Below are 19,421 nucleotides of genomic sequence, written 5' to 3' on the forward strand. Positions count from 1 at the left end.
CGTCCTGCCATGGCTCGACGGTGACGACCGTGTGAGCGGAGGGTGAACGAGTGGTGGGTCTCGACTGATCGCTCGCTGGCGCTCGCTGCTCGACCACCTAGGTGGCAGCGGGGACGAACCCGTGCAGGCAGACGTCGTGGCGGCGTACGCCGTCCGGGGCCCCGGCGTCCCGCAAGGGCAGGAACCCCTTGCGGATCCCCTCCTGCTCGAAGCCTCCGGCCAGGGCGGTGCGGCACGAGGCCGGGTTCTCGATGCTGTGGTCGAGCTGCACCCGCGCGACCCCGGGACCCCCGTCGTCCTCGGTCAGCCAGCGGGTGAGGGTCCGCAGCGCGCGCCCGGCGATCCCGTGACCGCGGGAGTCGGGGTGCACCGAGTAGCCGACGTCCGCGATCTGGAGCGGCGGAGGCAGGTGGAAGGACCAGCCGGCGCTCCCGAGGAACCTGTGCGGATCGTCCTCGGCCACGATGACGAAGGTGTTCGGCTCGTGGGCGGCGTACTTCCGCCTGGCTTCGGCCACCCGAACGGCGATGTCCTCGGGGGTCTCGGGCAGCTGCACGAACGAGGGGGTGCCGAAGCGGAGCTGGTCGGGATCGCGGACCAGCTCCAGCCACCGGTCGGCGTCGTACTCCTCGGGCAGCCGGAGGCCGAGCCCGTCGCCGACGATGAGGTCCATGTCGCCAACCCTAGGTTGGGTATTTCACAGTCGCTGGCAGCGCCCCGAGGACGGTCCCTATCCTTCGCACATGAGCCCCGACGCCCATCTGTCCCTGTCCGAGGGGCAGGAGCACGACGTCTCCGAGTGGGAACAGGCGGCCGCAGCGGTGCTGCGCAAGGCCCGCCGTCTCGCCGACGACGATGCCGACCACGCGGTCTGGGCGAAGCTCACGCGCCGCACGCTGGACGGCATCGGGATCAGCCCGCTCGGCACCCCCGCGCTCGTGGCAGGCCTGCCCGACCCGGTTCGCCCACCTGCCCGGGGCGACGGCTGGGACGTCCGCGCGCTGCTGGCGGACCCTGACGCGAAGGCCGCGCATGACGCGGCCCTCACCGACCTCGAGAACGGCGTCACGTCACTCTGGATCCAGGTCGGGCAGTCCGGCGTCGATGCCGCTGACCTCGCCACCGTGCTCGACGGTGTGCTCCTCGACGTCGCGCCGGTCGTGCTCGACGCTCCCTCTGACCCCCTCGGCGTGGCCCACGCGTTTGCCGCGCTCGCCGAGGGCACCAACCTCGCTCCCGGGACGAACCTGGGCGTCGATCCGGTCGGTGCTGCGCTGCGCGGAGTGGTCTCGACTGATCACTCGCTTCGCTCGCGGCTCGACCAGCTCGTACCCGAGGCCGCGACGCTGGCCGGTCGGCTCGGGTGCCGGGCCCTGGTCGTCGACGGGACCGCGGTGCACGACCTCGGCGCCTCCGACGTGCAGGAGCTCGGCTACGTGCTCGCGCTCGGAGCGCACTACCTGCGCGCGCTGGGGGCAGCGGGTGTTGCGGTCGACGACGCCGCACGGCTGGTCGAGTTCCGGCTCGCCGCCACCGACCAGCAGTTCGTCACGATCGCCAAGCTGCGCGCCGTACGACGGCTGTGGGCGCGGATGCTGGAGCTGAGTGGGGCCGCGCAGGACAACCGGCAGATGGTGCTGCACGCGGTGACCTCGCGGCCGATGATGACGAAGTACGACCCCTGGGTGAACATGCTGCGCACCTGCGTCGCCGCCTTCGCCTCCGGTGTCGGCGGGGCCGATGCCGTGACGGTGCTGCCGTTCGACTCGCGACTCGGCCTGCCCGACGCGTTCGGCCGCCGGATCGCCCGCAACACCTCGTCGTTGCTGGTCGAGGAGTCCCACGTCGCCAAGGTCGCCGACCCGGCTGGTGGCGCGTTCGCGGTGGAGAAGCTCACCGACGACCTCGCCGTCGCCGGGTGGCAGGAGCTCGGCCGGATCGAGGAGGCCGGGGGAGTGGTCGACGGACTCGACGACCTGCGCTCCCGCATCGACCGGGTCGTCGCCGCGCGCGACCAGCAGATCGCCGACCGCACGCTGCCGATCACCGGGCTCAGCGAGTTCCCGAATCTGCACGAGACGCTGCCGCAGCGGGCGCCGTACGCCGAGGGTGCCCTCCCGGTCCGTCCCTACGGACACGCCTTCGAGGCGCTGCGCGACGCGCCGGCAGAGGCGAAGGTCTTCCTCGCCACGATGGGCACCGTCGCCGCGCACACCGCGCGTGCCACGTTCGCGACCAACCTGTTCGCCGCCGGTGGCATCGACGTGGTCAACGAGGGACGACACGACGACGCTGACGCCGTGCTCGCGCACTACGACGGACAGCCGGTCGTCTGCCTGGTCGGCCATGACAAGGCGTACGCCGAGTGGGGCTCCGCGCTGGCCAAGGCACTTCGCGAGGCCGGTGCCCAGTGGGTCGTCCTCGCCGGGCTGCGCACATCTTTGGGGCAGGTCGAGGGCATCGATACCGACGACACCTGCGCGATGGGCGTCGATGCGCTCGACTTCCTGCGTCGTACGAGGGAGAAGCTGGCATGAGTTCGATTCCCGAGAGCTTCGCCGACCTGCCGCTCGCCGGAGAGGTCACCGCGACCGAGCGCGTCGAGGGAGAGACGTGGGAGTCGCCCGAGGGCATCGGCATCCTGCCGGTCTACGGTCCCGAGCACCTCGAGGGGCTCGATGCGCTGGACACCTACCCCGGCCTGGCGCCGTACCTCCGCGGCCCCTACCCGACGATGTACACCACCCAGCCGTGGACGATCCGCCAGTACGCCGGCTTCTCCACCGCCGAGGAGTCCAACGCCTTCTACCGCCGCAACCTGGCTGCCGGGCAGAAGGGCCTCAGCGTCGCCTTCGACCTCGCCACCCACCGCGGCTACGACTCCGACCACCCGCGGGTGACGGGCGACGTCGGCATGGCCGGCGTGGCGATCGACTCGATCTACGACGCCCGCACGCTGTTCGAGGGCATCCCCCTCGACGAGATGAGCGTCAGCATGACCATGAACGGCGCAGTGCTGCCGGTGATGGCGCTCTACATCGCCGCCGCCGAGGAGCAGGGGGTGAAGCCGGAGCAGCTCACGGGGACGATCCAGAACGACATCCTCAAGGAGTTCATGGTCCGCAACACCTACATCTACCCCCCGCAGCCGAGCATGCGGATCATCAGCGACATCTTCGGCTACACCTCGCAGAAGATGCCGCGGTTCAACTCCATCTCGATCTCCGGCTACCACATCCAGGAGGCCGGGGCGACCGCCGACCTCGAGCTGGCCTACACGCTGGCCGACGGTGTCGAGTACATCCGCGCCGGCCTGGACGCGGGCCTGACCATCGACGAGTTCGCACCTCGGCTGAGCTTCTTCTGGGCCATCGGCATGAACTTCTTCATGGAGGTCGCCAAGATGCGCGCGGCCCGCGCGCTCTGGGCCCGGCTGGTCAGCCAGTTCGAGCCGCAGAACCCCAAGTCGCTCTCGTTGCGCACGCACAGCCAGACCTCCGGCTGGTCGCTGACCGCACAGGACGTGTTCAACAACGTGCAGCGCACCTGCATCGAGGCGATGGCCGCGACCCAGGGCCACACCCAGTCGCTGCACACCAACGCCCTCGACGAGGCGATCGCGCTGCCGACCGACTTCTCCGCACGCATCGCGCGCAACACCCAACTGCTGCTGCAGCAGGAGTCGGGTACGACGGGCACCATCGACCCGTGGGCCGGTTCCTACTACGTCGAGCGACTGACCCACGACCTCGCCGAGCGCGCCTGGGCCCACATCACCGAGGCCGAGGAGCACGGTGGCATGGCCAAGGCGATCGAGGAGGGTCTCCCGAAGATGCGCATCGAGGAGGCGGCCGCCCGCACCCAAGCGCGCCTCGACTCCGGTGCGCAGAAGCTGATCGGCGTGAACACCTACCGCCTCGCTGACGAGGACCCGCTCGACGTGCTGCGCGTCGACAACGCCAGCGTCTACAAGCAGCAGCTGGCCAAGCTCGAGCGGCTGCGCGAGGAGCGCGACGCCGACGAGGTGGAGCGCACCCTGCACGCGTTGACGAAGTCGGCCGAGGATGGCCACGTCCACGGCTCGCTCGACGGCAACCTGCTGGCCCTCGCGGTCGACGCCGCCCGCGCCAAGGCCACCGTCGGCGAGATCTCCGAGGCACTGGAGAAGGTCTACGGCCGTCACCAGGCCGTCATCCGTACGATCTCTGGCGTGTACAAGCGGGAGTCGGGCAGCAACGAGGCCATGGAGAAGGTGCTCGCCGCAACGGACCAGTTCGCCGAGGACGAGGGCCGCCGCCCGCGCATCCTGGTCGCGAAGATGGGGCAGGACGGCCACGACCGCGGCCAGAAGGTCATCGTCACCGCCTTCGCCGACATGGGCTTCGACGTCGACGTCGGCCCGCTGTTCTCCACGCCGGAGGAGGTCGCCCAGCAGGCAGTCGATGCCGACGTGCACATCGTCGGCGTCAACTCCCTCGCTGCCGGTCACCTCACGCTGGTGCCGGCGTTGAAGGAGGCACTGGTCGAGCTCGGTGCCGACGACGTGATGATCGTGGTCGGCGGCGTGATCCCGCCCGACGACGTACCCACGCTGCTGGAGATGGGCGCGGCCGCCGTCTTCCCGCCCGGCACCGTCATCGCCGAGGCCGCGCTCGACCTGCTGCAGAAGCTGTCGACCCAGCTCGGCCACTGATGGCCACCGTCGACGTCCAGGCACTGGTCGAGGGCGTCCGCGCCGGCAGGCGCGCCTCGGTCTCCCGGGCCATCACGCTGGTCGAGTCCGGACGCGCCGACCACCGCGTCGCCGCCCGCGAGCTGCTGACCGAGCTCACCGATCCACACGTCGACTGCGTGCGGGTCGGCATCTCCGGCGTCCCCGGCGTGGGCAAGTCGACGTTCATCGAGACACTCGGCTCCCAGCTGACCGGAGAGGGCAAGCGGGTCGGCGTGCTCGCCGTGGACCCGTCGTCGGTCCGCACCGGCGGCTCGGTGCTCGGCGACAAGACGCGGATGGCGAAGCTGTCGGCCGACCCGAACGCCTACATCCGCCCCTCGCCCGCCGCCGGCACGCTCGGTGGCGTCGCCCGGGCCACGACACAGGCGATGATCGTGCTCGAGGCGGCAGGGTACGACGTCGTACTCGTCGAAACGGTGGGGGTCGGCCAGTCCGAGGTCACCGTGGCCGGCATGGTCGACACCTTCCTGTTCCTCACCATCGCCCGCACCGGCGACCAGCTCCAGGGCATCAAGAAGGGCATCCTCGAGATCGCCGACGTGATCGCGGTCAACAAGGCCGACGGAGACCGGGCAACCGAGGCTCGCTCGGCCGCGAAGGAGCTCTCGGGGGCGCTGCGGCTGGTGCACTCCTCGGGCGAGGGCTGGATCCCTCCGGTGCTCACCTGCTCGGGACTGGAAGGCACCGGCGTCGACGAGGTCTGGGAGCGCGTCCTGTCGCACCGCTCGTTCCTGGGAGAGGAGGGGCTCGCCTCCAAGCGGGCCGAGCAGCAGCTCGACTTCACCTGGGCCCTGCTCCGCGACGAGCTCGACCAGCGCCTGCGCCGCTCGCCCGGCGTACGCGCCATCCGCGAGGACGTACGCCGCGCCCTGCTGGCCGGCGAGCTGACCGCCCCCCTGGCCGCCGACCGCCTGATCGCGGCCTACGACGAGGACTGACTGCCGGTCACTCCAGGGATGAGCGAAGCTCGTCGACGACGTTGCCGTCCGGGTCCAGGGCCACCCAGTGACCGAAGCCCTCGGGATGCAGGCGAGCGAGTTCGGCCATCCGTTCCTCATCCGGGTCCACGGGAAGGGCAGAGCTCTCCGAGGGAACCAGCTCGTAGTTCTCGTAGATGAGGAACCGCTCGTGTGCCCCCACCGCGAGCACGGATTTCCTGACCTCCTCCGCGGCCCGCGAGAAGTCGCCCCAGGGGATGCAGACCATCTGGTCCCACTCGTGCGCGGACATCAGGATCTCGACGTGCCTCGCGGGATCGTCAGGAGTCGCGACGGCTACTTGGATCCTGCCGGGGGCGACCTCCGTCGCGATGCTCCACTCGTTGAGAGACTCGAGCAGCCGTGGCCAGAGCCGTTCATAGGTCACACGCCCAGCATGCCTCCACGTTGCCAAGGACGCGAACGCAAAGGTTTTCCACATCTTCGCTCACACTATCGAAACTGTCGGTGGTGACTGGTTGACTTGGCTCATGCAGGTCACCAATCGCACCGCCACCGTCGTGGGAGAGCACGACGCTCCCGGTGACGTGCTCGGGTTCATCCGGGTTCGCCGCGCCGACGCCAACGCGGCCGATGTCGACGTGCTCGCGGCGGCGACCGTGTGGGGCGAGCAGCACCCCGTGAAGTCGATCCACGACGCGGCGTTCTGGCCGGGGACTACAGCGATCGGCGGCGAGACCGGTCTGGCGTTGGCCGGTGAGGGTGCACCGTTGGTGGCGGAGTTCTGCGTCGCCGAGCTCGCAGCCGCGTTGGGGGTGTCCACCGATTCGGGTCGGATCCTGATGGCCCACGGGCTGGAGCTGAAGTACCGCCTGCGGCGCCTGCACCGGCGGGTGACCGCAGGCGAGGTGCCGGTGTGGCGGGCGCGCAGGGTCGCGGAGCAGACGATGTCGCTCTCGCCCGAGGCAGCGGCGTTCGTCGACGCCCAGGTCGCTGCGTTCGCACACTCCATCGGGCCAGCCGCGCTCGACCGGCTGGTCGAGGAGGCCAAGGCCCGCTTCATGCCCGACCAGGCTGACGCCGACGCCCAGAGCGCTGCCGAGCGCCGGCACGTCACCTTCCACCACCAGCAGGTCTCCTTCGACGGCACCACGTTCGTGGAGGCGGAGCTCGACCTGGCCGATGCCCTCGACCTGGACGCCGCCCTCAGTGCGGGCGCCGAGTCCCTGGCTGCCGCGGGGTGTGGCGAGTCCCTCGACGTACGCCGGGCGATGGCCGCCGGCGATCTGGCTCGCCGCCAGCTCGCTCTCGACCTCGACACCTCCGACCCCGGACAGCCGACTGGTCGTCGCCCGAAGCCGCGTCGACAGGTGGTGCTCTACGTGCACCTCTCCGAGGCGGCGATCGAGGGGTCCGGCCCGGGGATCGCCCGGGTGGAGAACCAGCACCGTCTCGTCACCGCCGACCAGGTCCGCACATGGTGTGCCAACCCCGACGCCAGCGTCGTCGTGAAGCCGGTCATCGACCTGGCCGAGCACATCCACGTCGAGGCCTACGAGGTGCCCGACCGGTTGGCCGAGCAGACCGAGCTGCGCGACGTCACCTGCGCTTTCCCGTGGTGTGCACGGCCCGCTCGGACGAGCGAGAAGGACCACGTCGTCCCCCACGCCCGCGGCGGCCCCACCTGCTCGGAGAACATCGCCCCGCTCTGCAAGCGACATCACCGCCTCAAGACCCACGCCCACGGTTGGACCTACACCGTCCTCGACCCCGGCACCTACCTGTGGACCAGCCCGCACGGCTACCAGTTCCTCCGCGACCACACCGGCACCACCGACGTCAGCAACGATCGTCGGCGCCCACCCGACCACTAGCTCCACCGCCCTGCACCCCGCCGACTCACGCCACGGCGGGGGCATCGGCATGCGCGCTACGTCTAGGCCTTTGTAGCGCGACGCGCGCGCTCATGGCGATGTGAGGACACGGTCTCCCGGATCGGCTACCCGTGTCGCACTACGCGGTAGATGGTCTCTGATGTCGGCGCTGGGCGTGGCACGTCATTCCAACCGATCTCTTCGGCCTTTCCGGCGATGGCGGCCTTGACGTGAGCCACGTCGACATCGTCATCGAAGAAGGCGATGGACAAACCGTTACCGGACTCGGGATCCACGAGATGGTAGGCATCTTGCACACCGGGCACCGTCTTGGCCGCGTCGATAACCCACTGCCGGTCATCGTCAGGCATTGGCTCCCATACAGCTACGCGGGCAATCATGCCGGCCTCCTGATTGGTTGTGTGTCCCAAACGTAGTGCGGAACGCACGGTGTGCCGCCGTCCGTACATGCCGCGATGCGAGCTGATCTGCCGACCTCAGTGTGTCTCGGAGCGCGTCAGGCTTGCTCGCCCAGCCATTGACTCAGGCAGGTTGCCATTGCCGTTGGTTGGTCGAGCTGGATGAGGTGCCCGGCGTCCTCGACCAGGTGTGTCCTGGCCCCGGGAATGATCGCGCCCAGCCGATGGGCGCGGTCGACGGGAATCCACGTGTCCTGCTGCCCCCAGACCACCAGGACCGGGATGTCCACCTCGGAGTACCGGGGTTCGATCTCGTCGGTGTAGCGCTGGTCCGCCTGGGCGATCTGACGATAGAAAGCAGCCTGTCCCTCGGCGCCACGCCATGGCGAGACCAGCATCTCCATGGCGCTCGAGGTCAGGCCGACGTGACTGGCGCCTGCGATGTAGGAGCGCACCACACCCTCATGGATGGACGGCGGTACGGCGCTGAACACGTCGGCGTGCTCCCGGACCAACCGGAAGAAGTCCGAACCCCAGGGAGCCAGGGCCACGACGTCGACCAAGGCCAGCGATGCGAAGGCGGCCTGGTGCAGCAGGTGAGCGCGTAGGGCGACTGCCCCTCCGTAGTCGTGCGCCACGACGTGCGGCGCCCGGACTCCCCAGTGATCAAGCAGGTCGGCGAACAGCTCGCCTTGGACGTCGAGGGAAACCGGGTGGTCGGCGTGCTTCGACGACTGCCCGTACCCCGGCATGTCCCACAGGTACACCGTGTAGCGGGTGGCGAGCGCCTCGGCATACGGTCGCCAGAGCTGGGAGGACCACGGGGTGCCGTGACAGAACACGACGTCGGGACCAGATCCCATCCGTTCCCAGCGCACCGCGCGGCCGCCCCAAGAGAACGTCTCGCCCAGCACGAGCGCCATGCTGGCACACAGCCGTCCGGAACGTCCCTGATCGGTTCCCGCGGTGCGGGGGAGTGAACCGCCATACTCCGATCCATGAGCGAGCCCCCGCCTCGCGACCCGGACAGCGACACCGAGGCCGACCGGACTCCGGTGCCGGTGCGCGAGCGCGTCGACGGCTACTTCCGCAACGGCGTCTGGGTGCCGCGCGGCACCGAACCGGACCCGCAGCCACCGAGCTGGCGCGAGCGGCTGGAGGGCCGCTTCGGGATCAGCCTCGAGGACCGGCGGCTGTGGATCGGGGCGGCCGCGGTGGTGCTCCTCGTCGTCGTGATCGCGGTGAGCGCCAGCGGTGGCGCGCCGGCGCGCAAGCCGCGGGAGGAGCGCGAGTTCCTCAGGGCGGTGGCGCACGGCCAGGCCGCCGTGAAGGACGGCAACGACATCACTCTGGTCACTGCCGCCCGGGACCGGGCGAGCGCGGTGTGCGCCCTGCTGCCGCCGGGCGGCGCGGTCAAGGACTGGGTCGGCACGATCACCAAGGTCGGCACGGTGCTCGGGGGCAAGCAGGGCCAGGTCGCGGTCAAGGTGGCCGACGACGTGCAGCTGCACACCTGGAGTCGTGCGTCGGAGGACGCCAAGGCCCACACGCTGGTCGACCCCAACTCCGACGTCTACCGGGAGCTGGCCGACCTCGAGAAGGGCGATCAGGTGCGCTTCAGTGGCGCCTTCGTGCCCAAGGGCGCGACCTGCATCCACGAGACCAGCCTGTTCGCGCGCAACGGGATGCTCACTCCCGGCTTCGTCTTCCGGTTCACGGCGGTGGGCCCGCGCTGACGGACGGGCCGATAGTCTTGTCCGTTGTGACCTCCGCTGCCCCAATCGACCATCCCGGCCTGCTCCAGTCAGTGCTCGCCGGCGTCGACGCGGTCTCGGACCAGCTGATCGAGGTACGCCGCGACCTCCATGCCCACCCCGAGCTGTCGTGGACCGAGGAGCGCACCTCCTCGGTGATCGCCAAGCGGCTCGACCAGGTCGGCCTGGTGCCGACACCGCTGCCGCGCAACGGCCTGATGGTCGACATCGGCACCCAGCCCGGGCCACTCGTCGCGCTGCGGGCCGACCTCGATGCGCTGCCGGTGGACGACCGCACCGGTGACCCGTGGGCCAGCACGGTGCAGGGGGTGGCGCACGCCTGCGGCCACGACCTGCACGCCTCGGCACTGCTCGGCGCCGGCCTGGCGCTGGCCGGGATCGCCGACCGGATGCCGGGACGCGTCCGGCTGATCTTCCAGCCGGCCGAGGAGGTCATGCCCGGCGGAGCGCTGATGGCCATCGAGGCCGGAGCCCTCGACGGCGTCTCGCGGATCTTCGGCCTGCACGCCGACCCCGCCACGGACGTCGGCACCGTAGGCCTGCGCGAGGGGCCGCTCACCGGCGCCGCCGACTCGCTCGACGTGCTGCTCGACGGCAAGGGCGGGCACACCTCACGCCCGCACCTGACCGAGGACCTGACCTTCGCGCTCGGCAAGCTGGTCACCGAGCTGCCCGCGGTGCTCTCCCGCCGCCTCGACCCGCGCGCGGGCGTGAGCGTGGTGTGGGGCATCGTCCGCTCCGGCTCGGCCGTCAACGTCATCCCCTCCACCGGCCGCGCCGGCGGGACCGTGCGCATGCTCGACGCCGTCGCCTGGGCCGAGGCGGAGGAGCTGGTCCGGGACACGATCGAGCAGATCGTGGAGCCGTACGGCGTCGAGCCGACCGTCACCTATGTCCGCGGGGTGCCGCCGGTCGTCAACGAGCACCGCTCGACCGTCATCCTCGGCAAGGCAGTGGAGGCGGTGCTCGGCGAGGAGGCCAACGTGGCCACCACGCAGAGCCTGGGCGGCGAGGACTTCGCGTGGTACCTCGAGAGCGTTCCCGGCGCGATGGGCCGCCTCGGCACGCGCACACCAGGCGGTCCGACGTACGACCTCCACCAGGGCGATCTCCGGGTGGACGAACGGGCCATTTCGGTCGGCGCCAAGGTGCTGGCCGCCGCAGCGCTGAAGTCGATGGTCACCGACCGATAACACTTCCCGGGATGTCCGCGCGACTGGTAGGTGCCTCCCGCCCGCTCGCATAGGGTGCCGTCCGTACGTGCCGGGGAGCGGCACCCAAGATCGAGGAGGCATCTTGCGCAGGTTCAGCAAGATCGCAGCAGTAGTGGTCGTCGGCGCCATGGCGCTGAGCGGCTGTGGCAGCAGCAGTGGCGGGGGCGACGGCAAGAGCTCGGCCTCCAACGACGTGTGCAAGACCGCCAAGGGTGACGGTCCCAAGGTCGGCGTGGCCTACGACGTCGGCGGCCGTGGCGACCAGTCCTTCAACGACTCCGCCTACCGCGGCCTGACCCAGGCCACCAAGGACCTCAACGCGACCTGCATCGAGGCCAAGGCGACGACCTCCGACAACGACACCACCCGCGCCGAGCGGCTGCGCACCCTCGCCGAGGGCGGCTACAACCCGGTCATCGCGATCGGCTACCTCTACTCCCCGGCGGCGGCCAAGGTCGCGGCTGAGATGCCGGACACCAACTTCGCGGTCGTCGACGGCTACAGCACCACGCTGCCCAAGACGCCGCTGAAGAACCTCAACGACCTGGTGTTCGCCGCCAACGAGGGTTCCTACCTCGTCGGTGTGGCGGCCGCGCTCAAGACCAAGGCCAAGCACGTCGGCTTCGTCGGCGGCGTCCCCGGCGCCGTGATCGGGCCGTTCGAGGCCGGTTACGAGGCCGGTGTGAAGTCGGTGGACCCGTCGATCAAGATCGACGTCACCTACCTGACCCAGGACCAGACGGACGCGCAGACGGCGTACGAGAACCCGGCCGGTGGCAAGGACGCAGCGTCGGCGATGTACGAGAAGGGCGCCGACGTCGTCTTCCACGCGGCCGGCAAGTCCGGTCTCGGTGTCTTCCAGGCCGCAGCCGCGGCGGGTGAGGGCAAGTGGGCCATCGGTGTGGACTCCGACCAGTACCTCACCGCGCCGAAGGACCAGCAGCCGCACATCCTGACCTCGGCCCTGAAGCGGGTCGACACGGCGGTCTACGACGAGATCAAGACCTTCGCGGACAAGTCCCTGAAGCCCGGGTTCACGAACTACAACCTGAAGAGCGACGGCGTCGGCTACGCCACCTCCGGCGGTTTCGTGGACGACATCAAGAGCAAGATCGAGGCGGCGGCGGACAAGATCAAGAGCGGCGAGATCGTCGTTCCGTCCGACCCCAAGAAGGTCAAGTAACAGCCGGGGAGCCGGTCACAACCGGCTCCCCACCGGCAAGACTGGTGCCCGGGCGACGCGCTACCGTGTCGCCCGGGCATCTGTTCGTCCAGACGTCAGGAGGGACCGTGACCACGGTCGTCGAGCCACCGTCACCAGCACCATCGGGCGCAGCGTCCGGCGCCATCGAGCTCAGGGGCATCGGCAAGCGGTTCCCGGGCGTGATCGCCAACCACGACATCGACATCACCATCCGCACCGGCACCATCCACGCACTGGTCGGCGAGAACGGTGCCGGCAAGTCCACGCTGATGAAGATCCTGTACGGCGTGCAGAAGCCGGACGACGGGACCATCACCGTCAACGGTTCCGAGGTCTCCTTCGCGACACCGGCCGACGCGATCGACCGGGGCATCGGGATGGTTTTCCAGCACTTCATGCTGGCCGACAACCTGACCGTGCTGGAGAACGTCGCGCTCGGGGCCGAGAAGCTGCACGGCATCGGCGACGCGGCCCGGGCCGAGATCCTGACGATCTCCAAGCGCTACGGCTTCGAGCTCGACCCCGACGAGCTGGTCGAGACCCTCGGTGTCGGCGAGCGCCAACGGGTCGAGATCCTCAAGGTCCTCTACCGCGGCGCCAAGATCATCATCCTCGACGAGCCGACGGCCGTGCTGGTGCCGCAGGAGGTCGACGCCCTCTTCGCCAACCTGCGCGAGCTGAAAGCGCAGGGGCACACCCTCATCTTCATCTCCCACAAGCTCGACGAGGTGCTCGCTGTCGCCGACGACATCACGGTGATGCGCCGCGGCACGACCGTCACCTCGGTCAAGCCCGCCGACGTCACCGCCCGCAAGCTGGCCGAGCTGATGGTCGGCAGCGAGCTGCCCTCGCCCAGCACCGAGGAGTCCACCGTCACCGACACGGTGCTGCTGAGCGTGAGTGACATCGAGCTTCACGACTCCCTCGGCCGCACCGAGCTGGCCGACATCAGCTTCGACATCCACGCCGGTGAGGTCCTCGGTATTGCCGGCGTCGAGGGCAACGGCCAGACCGAGCTGGTGGAGACGCTGATCGGGATGCGGCACCCGATCGCCGGCACCGTGCGGCTCGGCGACCAGGACATCAGCCAGTGGTCCACCCGCGAGCGCCGCGAGTCCGGAATCGGCTACATACCCGAGGACCGGCAGCGCCACGGCCTGCTCCTCGACTCGCCGCTCTGGGAGAACCGCATCCTCGGCCACCAGACCCGGCGGCCGTCGGTCAAGGGCGGCTGGCTCGACGTCGGCGGTGCTCGACAGGACTCCGAACGCATCGTGGAGGAGTACGACGTACGCACTCCTGGCATCGACACCACTGCGCGCGCTCTCTCCGGCGGCAACCAGCAGAAGTTCATCGTCGGCCGCGAGATGAGTGGCGACCCCGTCCTGCTGATCGCCTCGCACCCCACACGCGGTGTCGACGTCGGCGCCCAGGCGCAGATCTGGGGACACATCAAGCAGGCCCGCAAGAACGGCCTCGCCGTGCTGCTGATCTCCGCCGACCTCGACGAGCTGATCGGCCTCTCCGACACGATCCGGGTGCTCCTCCGCGGCCGGCTGGTCGGCGAGTTCGACCCGCAGACGGTGACACCGCAGGAGCTCGGATCCGCCATGACCGGAGCAGGTGACGACCAGTGAGTCTCGTCAAGCGGGTGGGGCTCGCCCTGGCCGCTCCCGTGCTGGCCTTCGTGGTGGCGGGGATCGTCGCCAGCCTGGTGCTCAGCATCACCGGCGACGACGTCGGCGGCTTCTGGGACGTCATGTTCACCTGGCCGGCCCACCGCAACATCGTCAGCATCCTGAACACGACGGCGCTGCTCTACCTCTCCGGTGTGGCAGCGGCGATCGGCTTCCGGATGAACCTGTTCAACATCGGCGTCGAGGGCCAGTACAAGATCGCCGGGTTCGCCGCCGCCGCGTTCGCGGGGGAGGCCTGGCTCCCCGGCAAGCTGAACACCGTGGCCGCCATCATCGTCGCGATGGTGGTCGGCGCCCTGTGGGCCGGCATCGCCGGCGTGCTGCGGGTGACGCGCGGCGTCAGCGAGGTCATCTCGACGATCATGCTGAACGCGATCGCCGGCTCGGTGATCACCTACATCATCTTCAAGATCGGCGTGAACAACGGCAACGCGACCAACACCAAGGCGATGCCGGAGGGCACCCGCGTCGGCACCATCAACCTGTTCAAGGACAGCCCCACCGAGCTCTACGGGCTCTCGCTGCTGGCGGTGGTCGTCGGTGTCGGCTTCTGGGTGCTGCTCAACCGCACCCGGTTCGGCTTCGACCTGCGCGCGGCCGGCGCCTCCGAGAGCGCAGCCATCGCGAGCGGCGTCAACGTCAAGAAGATGATCGTGATCGCGATGCTGCTCTCCGGTGCCGTGGCCGGCCTGGTGGGACTGCCGACGATGTTCTCCGACTCGTTCGCCTACGGCTCGTCGTTCCAGACCGGGCTCGGCTTCACCGGCATCGCGGTCGCCCTGCTCGGCCGCAACAACCCGATCGGGATCGCCTTCGGAGCGCTGATCTTCGCGTTCCTCAGCGAGCAGGCGACTCTGCTGAACATCCTGGCCGGCATCTCGCCCGACATCGTCAGCGTCACCCAGGGCGTGATCGTGCTGGCCGTCGTGATCGCCTACGAGGTCGTACGCCGCTACCGGGTCCGCCTCGAGCAGTCCGAGGTCGCTGCCCAGCTGGCCGACCAGTCCAGAGCGACCCCGCAGACCGAGGGGGTGGCCTCGTGAGCACGGTCGTCACGACTCCGCCGTCGCCGGTCGAGGCTCAGGTCGAGCGCCGGTCGCGCTACCGGCGTACCGCCTTGCTGGCCCTGGCCGGGTTCGTGCTGCTCTGCCTGGTCCGGGTGATCAGCGGCGCCGACGAGCTGACCTCGTCGGGCACGCTGACCGTCACGCTGACGGCCACGATGCCGATCGCCATGTGTGGTCTCGGTGGTCTCTGGTCCGAACGCGCGGGCGTGGTCAACATCGGCCTCGAGGGCATGATGATCATGGGTACGCTCGGCGCCGGCTACTTCGGGTTCCACTACGGCGTCTGGGTGGGCGTGCTGGGCGCCACCGCCTTCGGCCTGCTCGGCGGCGCGCTGCACGCGTTGGCCACGGTCGTCTTCGGCGTCGACCACATCGTCTCCGGTGTCGCCATCAACCTGATCGCACTCGGTGTCGCCGGCTTCCTGGCCGAGGCGTGGTTCAGCGACCTCGAGGGTGGCGGCCCGACGCAGTCACCGCCGCTGCCCACCCCTCCGGTGATCAACCTGCCGTTCATCTCCGACCCGATGAACACCCTGGAGAACAAGCACTGGTTCCTGATCAGCGACCTGGCCGGGGTGGTGGAGATGTTCACCAAGAACCTCAGCTCGCTCGTGCTGATCGGGCTGGTGCTGATCTTCGGCACCACCTGGGCGCTGTGGAAGACCCGCTTCGGGCTGCGTCTGCGTTCGTGCGGCGAGGCACCGTCGGCGGCCGAGACGCTCGGCGTGAACGTCTACCGCTACAAGTTCGTGGCCGTGCTGATCTCCGGCGCGATGGCCGGGTTCGGCGGTGCGCTGCTGTCGATGGTCTCGGTCTCGGGCTTCCAGGTCGGGCAGACCAACGGTCGCGGCTACATCGGCCTGGCGGCGATGATCTTCGGCAACTGGCGTCCGGTCGGGATGTTCCTCGGGTCGACCCTGTTCGGCTACACCCAGGCCCTGCCGTTCCGCGAAGGCACCGTCTCATTGCACGGGCTGCTGCTGCTCGTGGCCGCGATCCTGGTGGCGTTCGCGCTCTGGCAGTTCTTCCGTGGCTCGAAGGCCCAGGCGGCGACCACTCTGGTCTTCGGGGTGCTGTTCCTGCTCTGGTTCCTGGTCACCGACGTCGTCCCGCGCGAGTTCACCACGATGGCGCCGTACGTCACGACGCTGCTGGTGCTGGCCTTCGCCTCCCAGCGACTGCGCATGCCAGCGGCCGACGGACAGATCTACCGGAAGGGCTCTGCGGGTTGATCACCGACGACGTCGACTGGGACGAGCTCAAGGCCCGGGCGGTCGAGGCGGCCACCCACGCCTACGCGCCGTACTCACACTTCCCGGTTGGAGCGGCCGCGCTGGTCGACGACGGCCGGGTGGTCACCGGCTGCAACGTCGAGAACGCGGCGTACGGCGTGGCGCTGTGCGCGGAGTGCGGCATGGTCTCCCAGCTGCACATCACCGGCGGTGGCCGGCTGACGCACTCGGTGTGCGTCAACGGGAAGTCCGAGCTGATCATGCCGTGCGGGCGCTGTCGCCAGCTGCTGATGGAGAACGGCGGACCCGAGCTGCTGCTGCTCACCCCGAAGGGCGTACGCCGCATGGACGAGGTGCTGCCGGATGCCTTCGGCCCCCACGACCTCGATTGACCTGACGGATGCCGACGTCGTCGCAGATCCCTACCCGCACTTCGCCGCCGAGCGGCAGCGTCACGAGGTCGCCCGGCACGAGGGCTCGGGGACATGGCTGACCTTCTCGCACACCGCGGCGAGCGCTGTCCTGCGCGACCGCGCGCTGGGGCGGATCTGGCGCGACAAGGAGCCGGCGGCCTACCTCGAGCCGTTCAACCTCCTGCACCGCAACCAGATGATGGAGAACGAGCCGCCCGAGCACACCCGACTACGACGGGCGGTGGCCGGGGCCTTCAACCGCGGCCACGTCGAGCGGCTCCGCCCGCGCGTCCGGGCGCTGGCCGCCGAGCTGCTCGACGAGGTCGAACCGTCCTCGTTCGACGTGATCGGGGAGTACGCCGAGCCGCTGCCCGTCCTGGTCATCGCCGAGCTGGTCGGTCTTGCCACGACCGACGTGTCGTCGCTGCGCCGCTGGTCGCAGGCGATCGTGCGGATGTACGAGCCGGCACCGTCCGCCGAGGTGGTGGCCGACGCCGTGCGCTCCGCGACCGAGTTCGCCGACCACGTCCGCGAGCACCTCGCCCGTCGCCGCTCGAGCCCGGGAGAGGACCTGACGACCGACCTGCTGGCGGCTGGGCTCTCCGACGACGAGCTGGTCGCGGCCGCCGTACTGCTGCTGAACGCGGGGCACGAGGCGTCGGTCAACGTGTTCGGCAACGGCCTGGTGGCGCTGCTCTCCCGTGGACTGACTCCTGGTGACGACCCGACCCTGACCGTCGAGGAGATGCTGCGCTTCGACTCCGCCCTCCAGCTCTTCGAGCGCACGGCGACCCGTGAGGTCGAGGTCGGCGGAGTCGTCGTGAGGGAGGGGGAGAAGGTCGCCGCACTGCTCGGTGCTGCCAACCGCGACCCCTCGGCGTTCGCCGACGCGGACACCTTCGACCCGCAGCGTGACCCCAACCCGCACCTCGCGTTCGGCGCCGGACTGCACTTCTGCCTGGGCGCACCGTTGGCCCGGATGGAGCTGGCCGAGTCGTTGACCGCGCTCTTCGACTGCTTCCCTGCGCTCGACCTCGTCGGCGAGCCGGAGAGCCGGGGGACGTTCGTGCTCCGGGGGTTCCGTAGGGTGCTGGTCCGACAGGAGGGAGCCTGATGGCAGCGCACGACGCGGTCGAGGTGATCATCGCCAAGCGGGACGGCGCGGAGCTCAGCGACAGCCAGATCGACTGGGTGCTGGACGCCTACACCCGCGGTGACGTCGCCGACGAGCAGATGTCCGCGCTGGCCATGGCGATCCTGCTCAACGGCATGAACCGGCGCGAGATCGCCCGCTGGACCGCGGCGATGATCGGCAGCGGCGAGCGGATGGACTTCTCCAGGCTGTCCCGGCCCACGGCCGACAAGCACTCGACCGGCGGGGTCGGGGACAAGATCACGCTCCCGCTCGCGCCGCTGGTGGCGGCCTGCGGCGTCGCCGTGCCGCAGCTGTCGGGCCGCGGGCTCGGCCACACCGGCGGCACGCTCGACAAGCTGGAGTCGATCCCGGGCTGGCAGGCGTCACTGTCCAACGAGGCGATGATGCAGCAGCTCGAGGACGTCGGAGCCGTCATCTGTGCTGCGGGATCGGGCCTGGCTCCAGCCGACAAGAAGCTCTACGCGCTGCGCGACGTCACCGGGACGGTCGAGGCGATCCCGCTGATCGCCTCCTCGATCATGAGCAAGAAGATCGCCGAGGGCACCGGTGCCCTGGTCCTCGACGTCAAGGTCGGCACCGGCGCCTTCATGAAGGACCTCGACCGGGCGCGCGAGCTGGCCGAGACGATGGTCGGTCTCGGCACCGACGCGGGCGTGCGCACGGTCGCGCTGCTCACCGACATGTCCACGCCGCTTGGCCTGACCGCCGGCAACGCCCTCGAGGTGCGCGAGTCGGTCGAGGTGCTGGCAGGCGGTGGACCAGCGGATGTCGTCGAGCTGACAGTCGCGCTGGCCCGGGAGATGCTGGCCGGCGCCGGCCGCGAGGACCTCGACCCGGCCGACGTGCTCGCCTCCGGGAGGGCGATGGACTCCTGGAAGCAGATGATCGCCGCCCAGGGCGGTGATCCCGACGCAACCCTGCCCGTCGCGCGCGAGACCCACGTCGTCACGGCACCCTCGTCCGGCGTACTCACCCGGCTGGACGCGATGGCCGTCGGGCTCGCCGCCTGGCGGCTCGGCGCGGGCCGCGCCAAGCAGGGCGACGCCGTCCAGGCCGGAGCCGGTGTCGAGTGGCACGCCCGACCCGGCGACGCGGTGACCGAGGGCGAGCCGCTGCTCACCCTGCACACCGACGAGCCGGACCGCTTCGAGCGTGCGCTGTCCTCGCTGGAGGGTGGCTACGACATCGGCACGTCGTACGAGCCCGGGCCGATCGTGCTCGACCGGATCAGCTGAGCAGCAGCACGACGGTCTCGGCGACGCAGGCCGGCTTGTCGTGGTCCTCGATCTCGATGACGTACTTCATGGTCAGCTGCTTGCCGGCGGGGAGGTCGGTGACGGTGCCGACGGTCACGACCGCGCGCAGGCGGGCGCCCACCGGGACCGGGTTGGGGAAGCGGACCTTGTTGAGCCCGTAGTTGAGCTTGGCGCCCTCGGTCTCGACCCCGAACACCTGGTTGCTGAGGTAGGGGATCAGCGACAGCGTCAGGTAGCCGTGGGCGATGGTGCCGCCGAACGGACCGGCCTCGGCCTTCTCCTGGTCGACGTGGATCCACTGGAAGTCGTCGGTCGCCCTGGCGAACTCGTCGACCCGCTCCTGGGTGATCTCCACCCACTCCGAGGCACCGATCTCCTCCCCGGCGGCGGCTTCGATCTCCTCGAACGTGCTGAACACGCGCATGTACGACGCTCCTCGTG

General features: G+C 69.8%; 18 protein-coding genes. 13 read left to right on the forward strand and 5 right to left on the reverse strand.

Going from position 1 to position 19,421, the window contains the following annotated elements; translation table 11 throughout:
• Positions 1 to 97: 97 nt before the first annotated feature.
• Positions 98 to 673, reverse strand: a complete 576-nt coding sequence (locus H976_RS28430) for a GNAT family N-acetyltransferase (RefSeq protein WP_051276013.1) — start codon at positions 671 to 673, stop codon at positions 98 to 100.
• Between the two features lie 70 nt (positions 674 to 743).
• On the opposite strand from H976_RS28430, the gene H976_RS0102205 reads away from it, so the two are divergent.
• From H976_RS0102205 to meaB, 3 genes are read left to right on the forward strand one after another with little or no spacing between them, the layout of a single operon-like run.
• On the forward strand, positions 744 to 2,537 hold the full coding sequence (locus H976_RS0102205; protein ID WP_027860186.1) for a methylmalonyl-CoA mutase family protein: 1,794 nt from the start codon (positions 744 to 746) through the stop codon (positions 2,535 to 2,537).
• Complete coding sequence (scpA, locus tag H976_RS0102210; RefSeq protein ID WP_027860187.1) at positions 2,534 to 4,693, forward strand: methylmalonyl-CoA mutase; 2,160 nt, start codon at positions 2,534 to 2,536, stop codon at positions 4,691 to 4,693. The genes H976_RS0102205 and scpA overlap by 4 nt, the downstream gene beginning before the upstream one ends.
• Complete coding sequence (gene meaB / locus H976_RS0102215) at positions 4,693 to 5,673, forward strand: methylmalonyl Co-A mutase-associated GTPase MeaB (protein ID WP_027860188.1); 981 nt, start codon at positions 4,693 to 4,695, stop codon at positions 5,671 to 5,673. Before scpA ends, meaB begins: the two co-directional genes overlap by 1 nt.
• A gap of 7 nt (positions 5,674 to 5,680) precedes the next feature.
• Here the strand turns inward: meaB and H976_RS0102220 are convergent, their stop codons facing one another.
• Positions 5,681 to 6,100, reverse strand: a complete 420-nt coding sequence (locus tag H976_RS0102220) for a hypothetical protein (protein ID WP_027860189.1) — start codon at positions 6,098 to 6,100, stop codon at positions 5,681 to 5,683.
• Positions 6,101 to 6,203: 103 nt separating this feature from the next.
• Between H976_RS0102220 and H976_RS0102225 the strand changes: the two genes are divergently transcribed.
• Complete coding sequence (locus H976_RS0102225; RefSeq protein WP_027860190.1) at positions 6,204 to 7,547, forward strand: HNH endonuclease signature motif containing protein; 1,344 nt, start codon at positions 6,204 to 6,206, stop codon at positions 7,545 to 7,547.
• Between the two features lie 125 nt (positions 7,548 to 7,672).
• Here H976_RS0102225 and H976_RS0102230 read toward each other — a convergent pair whose 3' ends face one another.
• Positions 7,673 to 7,948 (reverse strand): hypothetical protein, encoded by a 276-nt coding sequence (locus tag H976_RS0102230; RefSeq protein ID WP_027860191.1) that lies wholly within the window; start codon positions 7,946 to 7,948, stop codon positions 7,673 to 7,675.
• 116 nt (positions 7,949 to 8,064) lie between these two features.
• Entirely contained in the window at positions 8,065 to 8,889 is an 825-nt protein-coding gene (locus H976_RS0102235; RefSeq protein WP_036223967.1) for an alpha/beta fold hydrolase, read from the reverse strand.
• 75 nt (positions 8,890 to 8,964) lie between these two features.
• Between H976_RS0102235 and H976_RS0102240 the strand changes: the two genes are divergently transcribed.
• From H976_RS0102240 to H976_RS0102280, 9 genes are all read left to right on the forward strand, one after another.
• Positions 8,965 to 9,702, forward strand: coding sequence for a hypothetical protein (locus H976_RS0102240; RefSeq protein ID WP_027860193.1), 738 nt, complete (start codon positions 8,965 to 8,967; stop codon positions 9,700 to 9,702).
• 26 nt (positions 9,703 to 9,728) lie between these two features.
• A complete protein-coding gene (locus H976_RS0102245) occupies positions 9,729 to 10,934 on the forward strand; it encodes an amidohydrolase (protein ID WP_027860194.1) in 1,206 nt (401 codons plus the stop codon).
• 103 nt (positions 10,935 to 11,037) lie between these two features.
• A complete protein-coding gene (locus H976_RS0102250; RefSeq protein ID WP_027860195.1) occupies positions 11,038 to 12,138 on the forward strand; it encodes a BMP family protein in 1,101 nt (366 codons plus the stop codon).
• Positions 12,139 to 12,245: 107 nt separating this feature from the next.
• A complete protein-coding gene (locus H976_RS24165) occupies positions 12,246 to 13,796 on the forward strand; it encodes an ABC transporter ATP-binding protein (protein WP_036223969.1) in 1,551 nt (516 codons plus the stop codon).
• Positions 13,793 to 14,899: an ABC transporter permease gene (locus H976_RS0102260; RefSeq protein WP_027860196.1), complete on the forward strand. Its 1,107-nt coding sequence runs from the start codon at positions 13,793 to 13,795 to the stop codon at positions 14,897 to 14,899. Before H976_RS24165 ends, H976_RS0102260 begins: the two co-directional genes overlap by 4 nt.
• Positions 14,896 to 16,155 (forward strand): ABC transporter permease, encoded by a 1,260-nt coding sequence (locus H976_RS0102265; RefSeq protein WP_027860197.1) that lies wholly within the window; start codon positions 14,896 to 14,898, stop codon positions 16,153 to 16,155. Before H976_RS0102260 ends, H976_RS0102265 begins: the two co-directional genes overlap by 4 nt.
• On the forward strand, positions 16,152 to 16,547 hold the full coding sequence (locus tag H976_RS0102270) for a cytidine deaminase (RefSeq protein ID WP_155917896.1): 396 nt from the start codon (positions 16,152 to 16,154) through the stop codon (positions 16,545 to 16,547). Before H976_RS0102265 ends, H976_RS0102270 begins: the two co-directional genes overlap by 4 nt.
• The gene (locus H976_RS0102275; protein ID WP_027860199.1) at positions 16,519 to 17,682 is read left to right on the forward strand and encodes a cytochrome P450; all 1,164 of its coding nucleotides are present in this window, start codon (positions 16,519 to 16,521) and stop codon (positions 17,680 to 17,682) included. Before H976_RS0102270 ends, H976_RS0102275 begins: the two co-directional genes overlap by 29 nt.
• Positions 17,682 to 18,959, forward strand: a complete 1,278-nt coding sequence (locus H976_RS0102280) for a thymidine phosphorylase (protein ID WP_027860200.1) — start codon at positions 17,682 to 17,684, stop codon at positions 18,957 to 18,959. The genes H976_RS0102275 and H976_RS0102280 overlap by 1 nt, the downstream gene beginning before the upstream one ends.
• On the opposite strand, the gene H976_RS0102285 is transcribed toward H976_RS0102280, so the two are convergent.
• On the reverse strand, positions 18,952 to 19,404 hold the full coding sequence (locus H976_RS0102285) for a MaoC family dehydratase (protein WP_027860201.1): 453 nt from the start codon (positions 19,402 to 19,404) through the stop codon (positions 18,952 to 18,954). The genes H976_RS0102280 and H976_RS0102285 overlap by 8 nt on opposite strands.
• Positions 19,405 to 19,421 lie beyond the last annotated feature (17 nt).

It is taken from the genome of Marmoricola sp. URHB0036 (assembly GCF_000426045.1).
GTDB lineage: Bacteria > Actinomycetota > Actinomycetes > Propionibacteriales > Nocardioidaceae > Marmoricola.

What these genes read in the sequence shown, in the direction of transcription:
- scpA (WP_027860187.1), top strand. Translation starts at nt 2,534, where the DNA reads ATGAGTTCGATTCCCGAGAGCTTCGCCGACCTGCCGCTCGCCGGAGAG.
- meaB (WP_027860188.1), top strand. Translation starts at nt 4,693, where the DNA reads ATGGCCACCGTCGACGTCCAGGCACTGGTCGAGGGCGTCCGCGCCGGC.
- H976_RS0102235 (WP_036223967.1), bottom strand. Translation starts at nt 8,889, where the DNA reads ATGGCGCTCGTGCTGGGCGAGACGTTCTCTTGGGGCGGCCGCGCGGTG.
- H976_RS0102280 (WP_027860200.1), top strand. Translation starts at nt 17,682, where the DNA reads ATGGCAGCGCACGACGCGGTCGAGGTGATCATCGCCAAGCGGGACGGC.
- H976_RS0102240 (WP_027860193.1), top strand. Translation starts at nt 8,965, where the DNA reads ATGAGCGAGCCCCCGCCTCGCGACCCGGACAGCGACACCGAGGCCGAC.
- H976_RS28430 (WP_051276013.1), bottom strand. Translation starts at nt 673, where the DNA reads ATGGACCTCATCGTCGGCGACGGGCTCGGCCTCCGGCTGCCCGAGGAG.
- H976_RS0102225 (WP_027860190.1), top strand. Translation starts at nt 6,204, where the DNA reads ATGCAGGTCACCAATCGCACCGCCACCGTCGTGGGAGAGCACGACGCT.
- H976_RS0102205 (WP_027860186.1), top strand. Translation starts at nt 744, where the DNA reads ATGAGCCCCGACGCCCATCTGTCCCTGTCCGAGGGGCAGGAGCACGAC.
- H976_RS0102230 (WP_027860191.1), bottom strand. Translation starts at nt 7,948, where the DNA reads ATGATTGCCCGCGTAGCTGTATGGGAGCCAATGCCTGACGATGACCGG.
- H976_RS0102285 (WP_027860201.1), bottom strand. Translation starts at nt 19,404, where the DNA reads ATGCGCGTGTTCAGCACGTTCGAGGAGATCGAAGCCGCCGCCGGGGAG.
- H976_RS0102275 (WP_027860199.1), top strand. Translation starts at nt 16,519, where the DNA reads ATGCCTTCGGCCCCCACGACCTCGATTGACCTGACGGATGCCGACGTC.